A 13,715-nucleotide genomic window follows, 5' to 3' on the forward strand; every position below is an offset into this window, starting at 1 on the left:
CTACGCCACATCTTTTGTGTCCATGTGCGCTTTCCACATTTCCTGATAGAGCGTACAGGAAGTCAATAAGTTTTCATGTGTTCCTTCGTCAATAATCTGCCCATCTTTTATGACAACAATTTTATCTGCATCGGTAATCGTAGAAAGACGGTGCGCAATCATCAGAACGGTTTTCCCGGCAATCACTTTTGCCATTGCCTCTTGAATTAAGGCTTCATTCTCGGCGTCAATGTAAGCGGTTGCCTCGTCAAGAATAACAATCGGCGCATTTTTCAGTACAGCGCGGGCAATCGCAATTCTCTGGCGCTCACCGCCCGACAAGTGACCTCCTGCACCTCCGACAACTGTATGGAATCCATTTTCCAGATTCAGAATGAAATCATAGCAGCCACAATCTCTGGCAGCCTGATATACTTCTTCATCCGTTGCGGATGGTTTTCCCATACGGATATTTTCTAAAACAGTTTCGTCAAAAAGATAGTTGTCCTGTGAAATATAAGCGATGTTATCCATAAGCTGTGACAACGGAATTTTGCGAATATCTGTTCCGTCTAACTTGACAGTTCCGTTTGTTACATCCCAAAATCCCGCAATCAGCTTCGTAATGGTAGACTTGCCGCCGCCACTGGGACCGACAAAAGCGGTAATGCTGTTTTCTGGAATAGAAAGGTTGATATTTTTTAGCAACGGCTTTTCGCTTTCATACGAAAAGCTGACGTTTTCTAACACAATATTGGAAGAATGAATAGACACCGGCGTTTCCGGGCGATCCAGTTCTTTTTCATCCAATACGGCGCACAATTCCCCGACTACTGATTTCATTTGAGAAATGCTGTCCGTAAAGTTCATGGCATTTAAAATTGGTGTGATAATACCCAATGACAGCACGATACAGGTAACAAATGCCGGAACGCTCAGGCTCCCGTTCCGGTACAGGACACAGCCAATAGGAAGAACACACACTAACACACTGGGCCAGATTGTAACAAGCATGGATTTGTAAAGCTGCACGCTTTTCATCCAGTTCACAGCATAGGCCGCATTATCTTCAACGGCATCTGAATATTTCTGGTAAGAATTAGCAGACTGATTAAACGCCTTAATGACTTCTATTCCGCCGATATACTCAACCACAGTGCTGGTCATTTTACGCACGCGCATAATAAGACCCTGGAATTTTTCTTCATATCCATTTGCCATTCCCTTATAGCACAACATACCAATCGGCAGGGTAATCAATGCAGCCAGCGCCATTCTCCAATCCAAAAACAGTAGGTAAATCAGAATACAAATCGGAATACAGAGATTCGCTGTCAGCTCCGGTACTAAATGCGCAAGGGTCGTTTCCATTCCCTCCACACGATCTACCAAGACATTTTTTAATTCTCCCGATGGGGTGTTAATCATATAGCCCATCGGAACCCTGGTAAGTTTATCTGCTAGTTTCAGGCGGATCTCCGCCAGAGTTGCGAAAGTGGCCGTATGGGAAACTAAAGTAGAGAAATTTGCAAAGCATACTTTCCCAAGGAAACCAATTCCCGCAATCAGACACCACTCCATATAGACGGACACAGATGTCTCTCCATCCATCAAGAGAATCACAATTTTTGAAACTGCAAAAAACGGCAGCAATCCAGCGGCAACACCCAGGATTGCCAAAATCACTGAAAGAACATATTCACCCTTATATGGAGCGGCAAGTTCCATCAGTCTGGACATGGGATTATCTTTCTTGTCCATTTCACATACGCTCCTTTTCATAAAAATAGAGGTTGGTTAAACGCTTCTAACCAACCTCTATTATATCTATTCGGCTATTTTCTGCCACTCTGATAGGGCGTTAAACCCTCCATTTAGACATTGGATTATATTTATCCCGCAGGCTGTACGTTATCGATCTCAAAGAACTGTGGCACGCTGGAGAAAGTATATCCGGCGATTTTGGAGGAATTATATACAACCAGATCCTTAGAATAGGAGATCGGAAGGTCAATCACATTGTCGTTGGAAACATTCAGTGCAGTAGCAATCGCACTCTGAACCACTTCGGGATCAGCAGAGGTGGAGAACGCATTTACCGCATCCGAATAGCTCTGGAAATCCTCAAGTGCCTGCAAGGAAATAGCATGAGGATCAGCACCGAGGGATTCCTGCAGGAACTTGTGCGGTTCAGTATAAGACCCTTCTGTATTCCATGTTGTAATGTCATAATTTCCTGCAACGCCTTCGGTCCACCAGGTCATCTGATCCTGGCCGGTAGTGGTTACGTCAATACCAACCTCTGCAAGCTGGGTCTTAATTGCAAGAGCCATGTCCTGTGCAAGAGAAAGATCAGTCCAATAGGTGTAATTCAGGGAAAGCTGCTGTCCATCTTTTTCACGGATACCAGTGCTTTCATTCATCACCCATCCAGCTTCATCCAGAAGTGCATTTGCTTTATCCAGATCATAGCTCCATGTGCTGTTATAAGTAATGTCTGTGTAGGGCGCTCCGGGTGCAAACAGGCTGGTGGCCGGAGTTTCGTATCCATAGGTCAGGCCCTTGGTGATTTCTTCCTTATTGACAGCGTATGCAATCGCCTGGCGAACCTTAAGATCGCTCAAAATTTTGCTGGACGCATTCAGAACCAGGTTCCGGGTCAGGGTATTTCCATCATTGATTGCGCCCTCGATCCCATCCAGAGAAAGAGCCTGATTATAGTCATCATAGCTGAGAAGGTCAGCACCGTAAATCAGGTCAACCTCACCAGTCTGTAATGCCTGAAGTCTGGAAGATGCCTCCGGGATATACTTTATGACAACTTCATCATAGTAAGGAGCTTCGCCCCAATAGTTTTCATTTCTGACAAAACGGGTGCAGTCACCGGAAATCATTTCTTCGCGGATGTATGGACCAGTGCCGACAACATCTGTGAATGTCTGGAAGTTTTCAGCTTCAAACACATTCGGGGACATCATACCAGCAACATTCTGGAAGCAGAAGTCATTGATATAAGAGAAGCAAGGGGCAGCATAATGAACGGCCACCGTGTATTCGTCAACAACCTCTACGCTTTCAATGTTGTAAATGCCCTTGATACCGCTAAAATTAGGGTTGGAACGGTCAAAGTCCAGAATTTCCTTTACGCTTTCCGCATTAAAAGCGGCTCCATCTGTAAAAGCAACATCCTGACGGAGCTTAAAGGTAAGGACAGTATTTGTCTCATCCCATCCCCATTCCTCGGCCAGTTCGGGAACAATTTCCCCGTCCTCATAGGCGACTAAAGTCTCATAGACCAGGCCACAGGCAATATTGTTTTCCTTGTTCATGGTCAGTGTCGTAAGGCTGTCCAATTCCTTAGCCGTGACGATCGTCAGTACCTTCGCTTCGTTTTCACCGCCAGTCTGCGTCTGATCGGAGGTATCATTCTGACCACAGCCGACCATAGACAGAAGCATACTCACGCCCAATGCAGCGGCGAGAAGTTTCTTGTAAATCTGTTTCATGTTATCCTTGTCCTTTCTGGTTTGATAATTGATCTATTAGATAGCCTTGCTCGGCGATCCGTCCCTCCCGCATGATGATAATCCGATTTGCAATACGCATTGCGTCCTTTCTGCTATGCGTAATGAAAATGCAGGAGCTGCCGGATAGCTTCACAAAGTTCTCTACTAAAGTAAGTACGGCATCCGCCGAAATCAGGTCAAGCCCGCTGGTCACTTCATCCATGATTAAGTAATCAGGTTCCACGGCAATCGCCCGAAGCAAAGAGAGCCGCCTCTGTTCGCCGCCCGAAAGCTGACGGACAGGCGTTTCCAAAAGCCCATAATCCATGTGTACGGCATCCATCAAATCTAAAATATGTTTTTTTCTTTCGGCTCTTTTCTTATCAGTTAAGTTCACCAGTGCTTCTTCTACATTTGCGTATGCAGACCTGGCAGGATTTAAAGTGCCGGAAGAATCCTGAAAAACAGCCTGTATTTTTTTACGGTGCTGTTTCCATGTTCGATAATTCCAACAGGTTATATCTTCACCATCCAGTAATATTTTGCCAGAAGTTGGTTTCTCAATGCCGATCAGAAGTCTTGCCAGCGTGCTTTTTCCCGATCCGCTTTCTCCCTCAATAGCAAGGCTTTCACCTTTACAAAGGTGGAGGTTGATGTCCGAAAGCGCATTAAAATCTCCCTGGTTCACATTATGATATACCTGATTTACATTCTGGATTACAATTTCTCCCATTTCCATTCACCCCGACTTTCCCTATGGCTCAACGCGGAAAATTGTTTCATCCAGTCTGTCTGCGGACTTGACAAGAGTTTATCCATCGTTCCATGCTCAATAATTTTTCCGGTTCCCAGAACATAAACGTTCTGACATAAGTTTTTAAGTGCGGCCACATCATGGGATACAAATAATATGCCTTTGTCCTTCATTTGCTCCTGCATGATGAGAAGCAATAAATCCCTGTTTTCTTCATCCAATGCAGCGGTTGGTTCATCGGCTAAAACATAATCCGGCGACATTCCCAATAAGATTGCCGCAGCTACTCGTTGTAGCATTCCGCCTGATAGTTCAGACGGATACGCACCCAAAATCCGATCCGTGTCTTTTAGATTTACGGAAACCAGTTTCTCTTTCGCCAGGTCAGTTGCTTCACTTGTATTCAAATGCAAACGATTGACAAAGGTTTCCCGCATCTGATAACCGATTTTTAATCGGCTGTCAAAAGCCGTCATAGGGTTCTGGGGGATAAATCCAAGCTTCTTCCCACAAAGCTCACGATGTGACTTGCGGGAAAGATGTGATAAATCTATATCGTCCAACAAAATTTTCCCGGCATCAATATGACAGCTTGTGTGAAGCATCCCCAAAATGCTCCGCAGCAAAGTTGTTTTTCCAGAGCCGCTTTTACCTGTAAGTCCAATCACATGGCCTGCAGGAATTTCCATAGATATGTCTTTCAGAAGGTAGCGGCCTGACCGTTCCTTGACATCTAACTGTTCAATTTTTAACATCACTCTGCCTCCTTCGTTGTCAACTGCCTGCCAATGACGTTAAAGCAGAGTGTCGATAAAATTACCGCCCCTATTGGATAGAGAATCATGGTCGGGTGAAGAACCAAAGCACCCCTTGCGTCTAAAATCATACTTCCCCAATCTACTACATTATCACCAAGCCCTAATCCAATAAAGGAAAATCCGGTAATAGCCAGAATCATATCCGCACAGGAAAGGCACAGAAAGCGAATCATTTCGGCAATCAAATTCGGGAAAATATGAATCAGCATGATTCTGAGCTTTGAAGCGCCGGAAGCGATTGCACACATGACATAGGCTTTTCCCATTTCCATGTCGGTACGGGTACGAACCAGTTTTATGTATCTCAAAATGTAAGACACAGTGAGCGCGACAAGAGTAGTTTTCGCTCCGCTGCCCCAGGCTCCAATAAACACAATTAAATACGCAATCGGGGGGATGGCTGTAACAGCGTTAATCAGGCCATCAATAAGTGCATTTTCTTTCATAACGGCCCGGCTTGTCACCATTCCGATAACAGTGCCAAGCAGAAAAACAATAAGAGAGCCTCCTAATACAATCCCCAGCGTTGTCCAGCCACCATAAAGAATCCGTGACAGAATGCAGCGCCCTAAAGCATCCGTACCAAACGGATATTCTGCGCTGGGATCAGCATATCTCTCCAACAAGTTTGATTTCATTGGATCGTTGGGTGCAAATAAAAATCCGGCAAAAAAGAAAATAATCACAAGGGTTGGAATGAAAATCGCACACCATTTCCGAAAACGCTTCGTTTTCATTTACGCCACCCCCTTTTTACGCCCGATTGCCCACTGCACCAAGTCAGCGGCAATGTTGCAAAGAGCAATCGCCAGCGCCAGAAAAAACACCTCGGCGTGTATCATGGGAGTATCGCGATCAAGCACATGGTTTACAATCAGATAACCAAATCCCGGAATTGAAAAAATGGATTCAATCACCGTTGCGTTAGCCAGTGCCAAACCAATGCTTTGTAAAAAGTTTGGAACTAAACCCATCGCTGCCCGCGGAAAAAAATGGCACAGCAAAAGCCTTTTTTCCGAAAGCCCACGGCAACGGGCATAAAATGCGTAATCCTCGTTGCTTTCATGCTCCAGAGCATCCATCAGAAGCGGCGTATAGAAAGAAGCCCCGAATACGCCAATGCAGATTGCCGGAGATATGTAGCTGAGTAGGGTTGTATTTCCTGCCACAGAAATTAAGGACTTTTGAACAGCAAAATAATCCAGATAAACGGTTGCCAAATAGAAAGAGGGTATGGACACACCCAAAATGCACAAAAGCCTGACTGCCTTTTTCGGAAGTTTCCAGGGAAGTAAAAAGGCAATACAACTAACGATTACAATGAAAACAACCTGAAAGATAGATGCCAGAGCTACAATTCCAAGCGTTTTCGGAAAGGCTGTGGCAATATCCGTCCAAACATCATGTCCATTTGCCAAAGAAACGCCTAAATCAAAATGCAGTAAGTCCCATACCCAACGGCCATACTGGACAAGCAATGGTTTATCAAACCCCAACTGAATCCGAATCTTTTCAATCTGTTCCGCTGTGGGGTTTCCGATCATCCTCTTTGCATAAGCTGTGGCTGGATCAACGGATGACAGTCTCATCAGCAAGAAAGACAGTAGAGTTACAAACAATAAAGTAAATATCAGCTCAACCAGTTTCCGTAGGATATATTTTCTCATATCCCGTTTCATAATACCGACTCCTTTGAGAGTTAGAGGAAGCTAACCTCCATGTAAAAAGAAAGAGCGTCTGCACGACGCTCTTAAATCATCTGCTCGCACAGATGATAGTATATTGTATCTGCTATTTTGCCGCCACTCTAAAAAGACCAAACACCCCCTATTTGGACAACTTTTTTCGGAACTCGGAAGGCAGTTCTCCAAATTCCTTTTTGAATACTTCGGAAAATTTACTTGGATTATCGTATCCCATTTTAGCCGCAATTTCTGTTATGCTGTCAGAAGTATCCCGAAGCAAGATCGTGGCAGCCTGCATACGATAGGATTTCATATAAGCATAAATAGAACACCCATAAACGCCCTTGAAGCAAACCTTCATTGAGGTAAGAGGAATTTCAAATTTTTCTGATAACTCCTGCAAAGTATAATGGTTGCGAAGATCAGCTGTCATATATTCCTGCATTTTCTTTATTGTTTGTACTTGATTTCTTGCAAAATATCTTCGTTCTTCCTGGTAATCCTGAAGCGAAACCTGATTCAGAAACATCAGCAATTCCAACACTTTCACTTTTAAATAGTAAGCGATCATCCGAGGCTCCACCCGATAAAGTTCCGAAAAAATATGTTCAATTTCGCTTTGAGTTCTTAATACAATGCAGGTATCATTCTTGCAAAACTTATCTGCAATCGAAAAGACATCTATATTCAGACCTCCAATCACACTTTCTATCCGCTTCATAGTTTGATCTGCCGTAGGCAGATCAATGGTAATAGAAATGCCGTGATAATGCGACAACGGAAAGTAAGTTGATGTAGTTTCGTTTGTCAGGCGGTTAATTGCAAGATCGCCAGCACCGACATACTGATAATCTCCATTAGCAAATTCGCATTCAAAACGTCCCTCCCGGCAATGATTGATTTCAAGTACATCAGAGTGCGGAAGCTTGTTTTGATTCTGTCCATCGCTCATGTGAAAATCATTATAGAATAATTCAATACCCGGAAGAATTTCATAGCGAGTGATAACACCCTCTCCAGTTACATTTTTCATTCTGTAAATGGAGCAGCCATCTTCGCTGACAATTTTTTGAATTTCCGGGTCAAAAAAGTCTGTAAATTGCTGTTCGCTCATTTGTATTTCCTCCTGGGGTTAGCATAGGCAAACCACGGTTAGTATAGCATCTTTTCATGGCCGCAGTCCATAGATATTTTTTGAATTTTGAAGTATGCGTGTTGATTCTCGATTCTTACGCATTTGGACACACAGGATTATTGTCCTCTTACCGCATTCAATATCATTCTCGTTTGGCAACGAACTAAAAGCTGAAATCTGCAATTCATCCTCATAGTTCAATTAGCAGCCGGAAACGCCATAATCATGGAGCAACCATGTTATCAAAAAGGAATCAGCATAATCAGTCCTGTTATCAAGCACAATAAGGTTATTCCTTTGTGCAAATCGGAACGATAAAATATATTTGAGGTGAACGATTATGCCGATTGATGATTTAACTGCTTTAGGGCAGAAAATGAGAGAGGCCAGAAAGAATAAAGAACTGACACAACAGGAACTTTCCGATCTAAGCCATGTTTCTGTAAAGCAAATTGCCAATATCGAAAAAGGGAAAATGAACCCGTCCTATTTGATTTTGAGAGCATTGGCAAAGGTCCTGCACATCTCTTTAGATACGCTTATAAATCCAGATATTTCTCTGGAGGATGAGGGTGTCAATCAGATGAAAATGCTTTATTCCAGCTGTCCGCCAGAAATGCGCGACACCCTGTTGCATCACACACAAGAAACGGTGAAAGAGCTAACAGAGTTGTCCGAGAAATTTGAAATGAATTGAGCCAGTGAGTGAAGTTTAACGATTTTCTCACTGGTTCTTTTTATTTCCAGAGAAAAGAGGCAAGCAATGCCTGTGTTAATACACACAGGCCCCAGAGAAGAAAATCCCTTTGTGATTTTCCTCTCTGCTTGCTTGTTGAGGGCAGCGCCCCCAAGCCCCTTTGAACACAGAATTTCATTCTGTGGCTGCGCGTTCTGCGAACGCTTTTGCCCAGGACCAGCTTACCGCTGGCCGTGGTCTTTTTCTTTTTCAACATCCTGTTCTACCTCCATTTTCAGCACTCGATCCACATTGGCCTTTGCCGTTAAAAGCTCGCGCATTTCCTCACGGGAACGCCGGTACTCGGCATAGGTCTTTTTCTTTTCTTCCAGCAATTTCGCGTACTCCGTCTGCAACTCTTTGACCTTGGGAAGTTTCTTGACTCCCATCTCATCAAAGGCATTCTTAGCAGCCTGGTGGAGCAGAATTTCTTCCTCATGTTCCCCCCGGAATTTCTTAGAGTAACCCGCCTTGCGGTATGCCACATAGACCTCACGGGTTTTAGCATAATTTACGATGTGAGTACGCAGAACAGCAATCTCTGCCATGCGCTTTTCAGCCGCTTTAATCTGCGCCGAAAGTTCATTGTGATGTGCCGTGGCAGCCGCAGCCTTTTCTTCCAAAACCGCATACTCCAGCAGGTTATTCTCTGACAGGTAATTCATGGTCTGCGCCATTTGCTTCAGATTGAAAACTTTAGCCCATCGCGTATAGCCAGCACCTTTTCCAGCCTGCAATTTTGCCTGAATGTCCACCAGCAGATTGATCTTTGGCGGCTCTGCCCGTGTGACTGTTTTCTTTCGCGGGGTATGTGCTTTCTTCCCTAAGAGAACTGCCCGCAAATCTTCCAATCCATATCCTTCGCCCAGACTGTCCATGCGGGCGGCTTTCTCCCAACCAGAGAGTTTCAGTCGATACGATTTTCCGCGCTTTGAGACTTCACAACCATACTCTTGCAACAGTTTCAGCAGTTCTTCAAAGTCAGCAGGACTTTGTGATAATGCGTTGTCAATCGCCACACGCAGCAGCTCTCGGTGAGAGGGCTTTGCCTGATCTCCCAGCCACTTGTTATAGCTTTTTCCGTGAGGTTTCGGATTCTCTACAATGGACAGTCCGTTTTCAATGCAGATGGTATCACTTAACCGGCGAACCGCCTTGGTGCTGCCCCAAAAGTTTCGGAATTTCCGGTCATATTCTAAGCTGACCGATGACCAGATAATGTGATTATGAATGTGCGACTTGTCTATGTGAGTGCAGACCACAAAGGCATGATTGCCTTTAGTAAAACGCTTTGCAAATTCTACGCCCAGCCGGTTTGCTTCTTCCGGGGTAATCTCACCAGGGCGGAAGGACTGGCGCACATGATAGGCAATCACATCATCTGCGCCGCGCACCCGTCCGGTAGCGGCAATGTACTGCCGCTTTGCCAGAAGGAACTCCGCATCCGCAGTCCGGCTGTCACACGCATAGCCGGTAATGAGCTTGCCGTTATCTGTTTTCTGTGGATTTGCTACATAGTCGATGATGTCACTGATTGCCCGACTTTCTGTGCGACCCTTGCCAACATGAAGCGGCATGATTCTTGTAGTTGCCATAATAGAAGGCCCTCCTCTCATAAATTTTTTTTCGCTGAACTCTTTGCTTCTATCGTTGCAATAACTTTCTCCGCTGGGTATAATAAAAAAGAACATTCTACAACCTCAAAGGAGGGATTTTATGATAGAACAGCTCATTGCCGAAGCAACGGAATGTGATTTCAAAGTTGCTCTCGAAACAAAAAAGCCAAAAAGCTGGTTAAAAAGTGTCAGTGCCTTTTCCAATGGGATCGGCGGCACTCTGTTTTTCGGAGTCTCTGATGACCGGGAGCCTATCGGCTTGTCAGATGTTCAAAAGGATGCTGAAGCGATCAGCCGCTTAATCAAAGAACGAATCACACCATTACCTCAGTTCATCTTAAAACCATTACAGGAAGATGGTAAAAATCTATTAGCTCTGGAGGTTTCTCCCGGCCGCAGCACCCCATATTATTACAAGGCAGACGGCGTGATGGAAGCATATATCCGTGTTGGAAATGAAAGCGTAATTGCCCCTGATTACATTGTGAATGAACTGATCTTAAAGGGAACCAATCAGTCCTTTGATACCCTAACAACAGACGCGGTAAAAAAGGATTACAGCTTTACACTTCTGGAAGCAACCTATCTGGAACGGACCGGTCTCCGCTTTGAGCCATCCGATTATGTTTCCTTCGGTTTGACTGATAAAAATGGACTCCTGACCAATGCCGGAAAACTCATGACCGATCAGCACACGGTTTATAACTCCCGTATGTTCTGTACCCGGTGGAATGGCTTGGAAAAAGGCTCTATCTTTGATGATGCGCTGGACGATAAAGAATACGAGGGAAATTTGATTTATTTACTGAACAGCGGCAGTGAATTTATTCGCAATAATTCCAAAGTCCGTTTTGTCAAAAAGGCACAGTATCGTGTAGACAAGCCGGATTATGCTGAACGAGCTGTGACAGAGGCTCTTGTTAATGCGCTTATCCATCGTGATTATATTGTGCTTGGCAGCGAAATCCATATTGATATGTTTGATGATCGGGTGGAAATCACATCTCCGGGCGGTATGTTTGGCGGCGGCTCAATTCAGGAATACGATATTTACAGTATCCGTTCCATGCGACGAAACCCTGTGATTGCTGACCTGTTCCACCGCATGAAGTACATGGAACGCCGTGGAAGTGGCCTACGCAAAATCGTCAGTGAAACTGAAAAGCTGCCTGGATACACAGCGGCATATAAGCCTGAATTCTCCTCAACAGCGACAGATTTCAGAGTCATCTTGAAAAATGTAAACTACAACTTAGAGGGTGACGCCCACCAAGTTATCCACCAAGTTACCCACCAAGTTATTGAACTATCAACGGTATCCAAACAGATTTTGACTTTTTGCACAACACCAAAATCCAAGAAAGAGCTTGCAGTATTTTGCGGCTTCAAAGATTTAAGAAACTTCACTTTGAAACATATCAATCCGCTTTTAGAATCCGGGCAATTAGAAATGACGATTCCCGATAAACCTAAAAGTCGCAATCAAAAATATATTACAGTTCGTTCCGAATAAACAGAGAAGCAGGGCATTGGGTCTCATCTCCCATTGTCCTGCTTCTTTTTCATTCCAAATTATATTCACATCATTTACCCATACACCCAATCCTGTATCGCAAATTTCAAACTCTGCACCTTTCCCAGTAGCCAGATCGCAGCCAGCGGCAGCCCCATCGGGCTAATCAAAAATGCCATAACCAGCAAAATCACACCATTCTGCGGGGAATAGGTAATCAGCACAGCCACGCCAAGCAGAGCAATTACCGTGCTTAGTAGACCAAGCACCAGACCGGATATGTAGATCAGCCCCGTGCAGAGCCAGACAAAAAGCGTCAACACCAAAATGACCGGTGCAGTTACGATCATCAGCAGACATTTCAAAATCTTCATTTCTGTTCCTCCTTCCAACGCTCCAGATACTGTTTGCATAGGGCATCCGCTTCTCTCTCATCATCTTCCGTCACTTCCCGTTTTCCTTTGGTCAGTTCAATCTCCAGATAAGTCCGGTAATCATCGGCTAAGAGGTCGAACAGTTCCTTGGGAGTATGGCACACCTCGCCAGAGCAATAGTGAAAATCTTGGTCAAATTCAACTCTTACACATCCATGGCGGCTGATATAAACTTCTATGGTCTCGTCTGCGGTTAGGTAATCCGCAAAAATCTCCAGCACCTTTTCAAAGGTCAGCATCTGTTTTCACTCCTTTGCTACGCTTCTTATTCTACTCATATTATCCGGTACGGACAGGCAAAAGACAAGGATACAGACAAAAAGAAAAAGCGGAGGAAGGTGCGGCGAAGAAACGCCGTTCCTCCCTCCGCAAATGGAGTATCTATCCCTGTTATGAAAGTTTGGAGAGTTGGGTAAGGATTTCCTTCACACCCTCCCACAGTTGTTCCTGCCGCTGGGATATATCCTCCAAGTCAGCATCATAAATCCGCCCGGTCTCATGCACTTTGCGAGTCAGCTGATTCAAGTTGTTGCTGCTTCGGCGCATCAGGGAAACCAACTCCTTCAGCTCCGGCAAATCCAGTTTGACCACATACCCATCCAGTGCCATTTTCCGCAGATAAGCGCTCAAATTCTCTGTCCCGTATTGCTGCATCTTTTGATGGATCAGCTCCAGTTCTTCTGCGGACACCCAAAACAAAACCGGAACATCCCGCTTGCGCTTTGCCATGGTTATCGCTCCGGCTCCCGTTTTTTCGGGGCGGCAGACTTATGGGCGGGCAGCTCCTGTTTGAGCTTTTGCAGGACAGAACTTTTCTGCTGTTCTTGAGCAACTTTTCGGAACTGTCTGGTGAACAGATCGGTCAAACCGGGATTGACCTGATCTACCACCAGATAGGCACAGTGGCGAGAAGCGCCGCTGTCCTCCAGCATAGGAATGGTTTTTGCCCATGCTTTATTGTTCTGAGAGATACGCCCGTCATAGTTCTTGCGCTGGATGGTATTGGCAAGAATAAACTGTACCCGTTCCGTCCCGAACTTTTCCAGCACATCTTTGACCGCCGCCTCCGTATCCAGCCGGTTCTCTGCATAGTGGGCGCTGATGGTCTGCGCAATGGCTTCTTTGCAGGCGCTGTTCGCCTGATACGAACGGTTATATTGTGCCATCTCTCCATGCTCGGACGCATAGGCGGCAGAATGGGGGTAGAGAGGGGCGGTTCGTAATTCTTCCTGCGCCTTGCACACATCATCGGCACGGTTCTCAATACTGTCCCGGATCACATCCATATAGCCGGTCTCCAGCTTTTCAAAATAGCGGTACACATCCGCCAATGGAGAGGGAGATTCCAAAAGTGCCTTGGCCTGGGCGTCGGTCAGCTCCAGCTCCTCCATCGCCATCACAATATCCTCACGGACAGTATATTCATAGGTGTGGTGCAGGATTTCTTCCGGGGGCTGGCTTTTCAGCCAGTCCCGGAACTTATCCTGTTCGGCAGCCATCTTTTCATAAAGGGCTGTATTCAGATCGTTAGTATTCATG

Annotated in this window: 14 protein-coding genes; 2 read left to right on the top strand and 12 right to left on the bottom strand. The window is 45.2% G+C overall.

The window, feature by feature from the left end:
- The 7 genes from DW088_RS06205 to DW088_RS06235 form a co-directional block, all read right to left on the bottom strand.
- Positions 1-1,740, bottom strand: coding sequence for an ABC transporter ATP-binding protein (locus tag DW088_RS06205; protein WP_097772884.1), 1,740 nt, complete (start codon positions 1,738-1,740; stop codon positions 1-3).
- A gap of 131 nt (positions 1,741-1,871) precedes the next feature.
- Entirely contained in the window at positions 1,872-3,485 is a 1,614-nt protein-coding gene (locus tag DW088_RS06210; protein ID WP_199483554.1) for a nickel ABC transporter substrate-binding protein, read from the bottom strand.
- A 1-nt stretch (position 3,486) separates the two neighbouring features.
- On the bottom strand, positions 3,487-4,218 hold the full coding sequence (locus DW088_RS06215) for an ATP-binding cassette domain-containing protein (RefSeq protein ID WP_049940617.1): 732 nt from the start codon (positions 4,216-4,218) through the stop codon (positions 3,487-3,489).
- Positions 4,203-4,994, bottom strand: a complete 792-nt coding sequence (locus DW088_RS06220; protein ID WP_117453445.1) for an ATP-binding cassette domain-containing protein — start codon at positions 4,992-4,994, stop codon at positions 4,203-4,205. The genes DW088_RS06215 and DW088_RS06220 overlap by 16 nt, the downstream gene beginning before the upstream one ends.
- Positions 4,994-5,794 carry an ABC transporter permease gene (locus DW088_RS06225; protein WP_097772885.1) on the bottom strand — a complete coding sequence of 267 codons (801 nt, stop codon included), beginning with the start codon at positions 5,792-5,794 and terminating at the stop codon, positions 4,994-4,996. Before DW088_RS06225 ends, DW088_RS06220 begins: the two co-directional genes overlap by 1 nt.
- Positions 5,795-6,736: an ABC transporter permease gene (locus DW088_RS06230; protein ID WP_005344243.1), complete on the bottom strand. Its 942-nt coding sequence runs from the start codon at positions 6,734-6,736 to the stop codon at positions 5,795-5,797.
- A gap of 148 nt (positions 6,737-6,884) precedes the next feature.
- Positions 6,885-7,856, bottom strand: a complete 972-nt coding sequence (locus tag DW088_RS06235; protein ID WP_044921512.1) for a helix-turn-helix domain-containing protein — start codon at positions 7,854-7,856, stop codon at positions 6,885-6,887.
- Between the two features lie 361 nt (positions 7,857-8,217).
- Here DW088_RS06235 and DW088_RS06240 point away from each other — a divergent pair, with 361 nt between their 5' ends.
- A complete protein-coding gene (locus DW088_RS06240; RefSeq protein ID WP_008728409.1) occupies positions 8,218-8,574 on the top strand; it encodes a helix-turn-helix domain-containing protein in 357 nt (118 codons plus the stop codon).
- Between the two features lie 221 nt (positions 8,575-8,795).
- Here DW088_RS06240 and DW088_RS06250 read toward each other — a convergent pair whose 3' ends face one another.
- Entirely contained in the window at positions 8,796-10,208 is a 1,413-nt protein-coding gene (locus tag DW088_RS06250; RefSeq protein WP_117453443.1) for a relaxase/mobilization nuclease domain-containing protein, read from the bottom strand.
- 121 nt (positions 10,209-10,329) lie between these two features.
- On the opposite strand from DW088_RS06250, the gene DW088_RS06255 reads away from it, so the two are divergent.
- The gene (locus DW088_RS06255; protein WP_117453442.1) at positions 10,330-11,742 is read left to right on the top strand and encodes an ATP-binding protein; all 1,413 of its coding nucleotides are present in this window, start codon (positions 10,330-10,332) and stop codon (positions 11,740-11,742) included.
- A gap of 74 nt (positions 11,743-11,816) precedes the next feature.
- On the opposite strand, the gene DW088_RS06260 is transcribed toward DW088_RS06255, so the two are convergent.
- The 4 genes from DW088_RS06260 to DW088_RS06280 form a co-directional block, all read right to left on the bottom strand.
- Positions 11,817-12,116: a CD1845 family protein gene (locus tag DW088_RS06260; protein WP_015529856.1), complete on the bottom strand. Its 300-nt coding sequence runs from the start codon at positions 12,114-12,116 to the stop codon at positions 11,817-11,819.
- Entirely contained in the window at positions 12,113-12,415 is a 303-nt protein-coding gene (locus DW088_RS06265; RefSeq protein ID WP_015529855.1) for a hypothetical protein, read from the bottom strand. The genes DW088_RS06260 and DW088_RS06265 overlap by 4 nt, the downstream gene beginning before the upstream one ends.
- Positions 12,416-12,566: 151 nt before the next feature.
- Positions 12,567-12,911: a plasmid mobilization protein gene (locus DW088_RS06275; protein WP_442861176.1), complete on the bottom strand. Its 345-nt coding sequence runs from the start codon at positions 12,909-12,911 to the stop codon at positions 12,567-12,569.
- Positions 12,908-13,714 carry a DUF3848 domain-containing protein gene (locus tag DW088_RS06280; protein ID WP_117453439.1) on the bottom strand — a complete coding sequence of 269 codons (807 nt, stop codon included), beginning with the start codon at positions 13,712-13,714 and terminating at the stop codon, positions 12,908-12,910. The genes DW088_RS06275 and DW088_RS06280 overlap by 4 nt, the downstream gene beginning before the upstream one ends.
- Between the last annotated feature and the right edge of the window lies 1 nt (position 13,715).

The organism is Butyricicoccus sp. AM05-1 (assembly GCF_003474415.1).
Taxonomy (GTDB): Bacteria; Bacillota; Clostridia; order Oscillospirales; family Butyricicoccaceae; genus Agathobaculum; species Agathobaculum butyriciproducens.

What these genes read in the sequence shown, in the direction of transcription:
- DW088_RS06205 (WP_097772884.1), bottom strand. Translation starts at nt 1,740, where the DNA reads ATGGACAAGAAAGATAATCCCATGTCCAGACTGATGGAACTTGCCGCT.
- DW088_RS06210 (WP_199483554.1), bottom strand. Translation starts at nt 3,485, where the DNA reads ATGAAACAGATTTACAAGAAACTTCTCGCCGCTGCATTGGGCGTGAGT.
- DW088_RS06215 (WP_049940617.1), bottom strand. Translation starts at nt 4,218, where the DNA reads ATGGGAGAAATTGTAATCCAGAATGTAAATCAGGTATATCATAATGTG.
- DW088_RS06220 (WP_117453445.1), bottom strand. Translation starts at nt 4,994, where the DNA reads ATGTTAAAAATTGAACAGTTAGATGTCAAGGAACGGTCAGGCCGCTAC.
- DW088_RS06225 (WP_097772885.1), bottom strand. Translation starts at nt 5,794, where the DNA reads ATGAAAACGAAGCGTTTTCGGAAATGGTGTGCGATTTTCATTCCAACC.
- DW088_RS06230 (WP_005344243.1), bottom strand. Translation starts at nt 6,736, where the DNA reads ATGAAACGGGATATGAGAAAATATATCCTACGGAAACTGGTTGAGCTG.
- DW088_RS06235 (WP_044921512.1), bottom strand. Translation starts at nt 7,856, where the DNA reads ATGAGCGAACAGCAATTTACAGACTTTTTTGACCCGGAAATTCAAAAA.
- DW088_RS06240 (WP_008728409.1), top strand. Translation starts at nt 8,218, where the DNA reads ATGCCGATTGATGATTTAACTGCTTTAGGGCAGAAAATGAGAGAGGCC.
- DW088_RS06250 (WP_117453443.1), bottom strand. Translation starts at nt 10,208, where the DNA reads ATGGCAACTACAAGAATCATGCCGCTTCATGTTGGCAAGGGTCGCACA.
- DW088_RS06255 (WP_117453442.1), top strand. Translation starts at nt 10,330, where the DNA reads ATGATAGAACAGCTCATTGCCGAAGCAACGGAATGTGATTTCAAAGTT.
- DW088_RS06260 (WP_015529856.1), bottom strand. Translation starts at nt 12,116, where the DNA reads ATGAAGATTTTGAAATGTCTGCTGATGATCGTAACTGCACCGGTCATT.
- DW088_RS06265 (WP_015529855.1), bottom strand. Translation starts at nt 12,415, where the DNA reads ATGCTGACCTTTGAAAAGGTGCTGGAGATTTTTGCGGATTACCTAACC.
- DW088_RS06280 (WP_117453439.1), bottom strand. Translation starts at nt 13,714, where the DNA reads ATGAATACTAACGATCTGAATACAGCCCTTTATGAAAAGATGGCTGCC.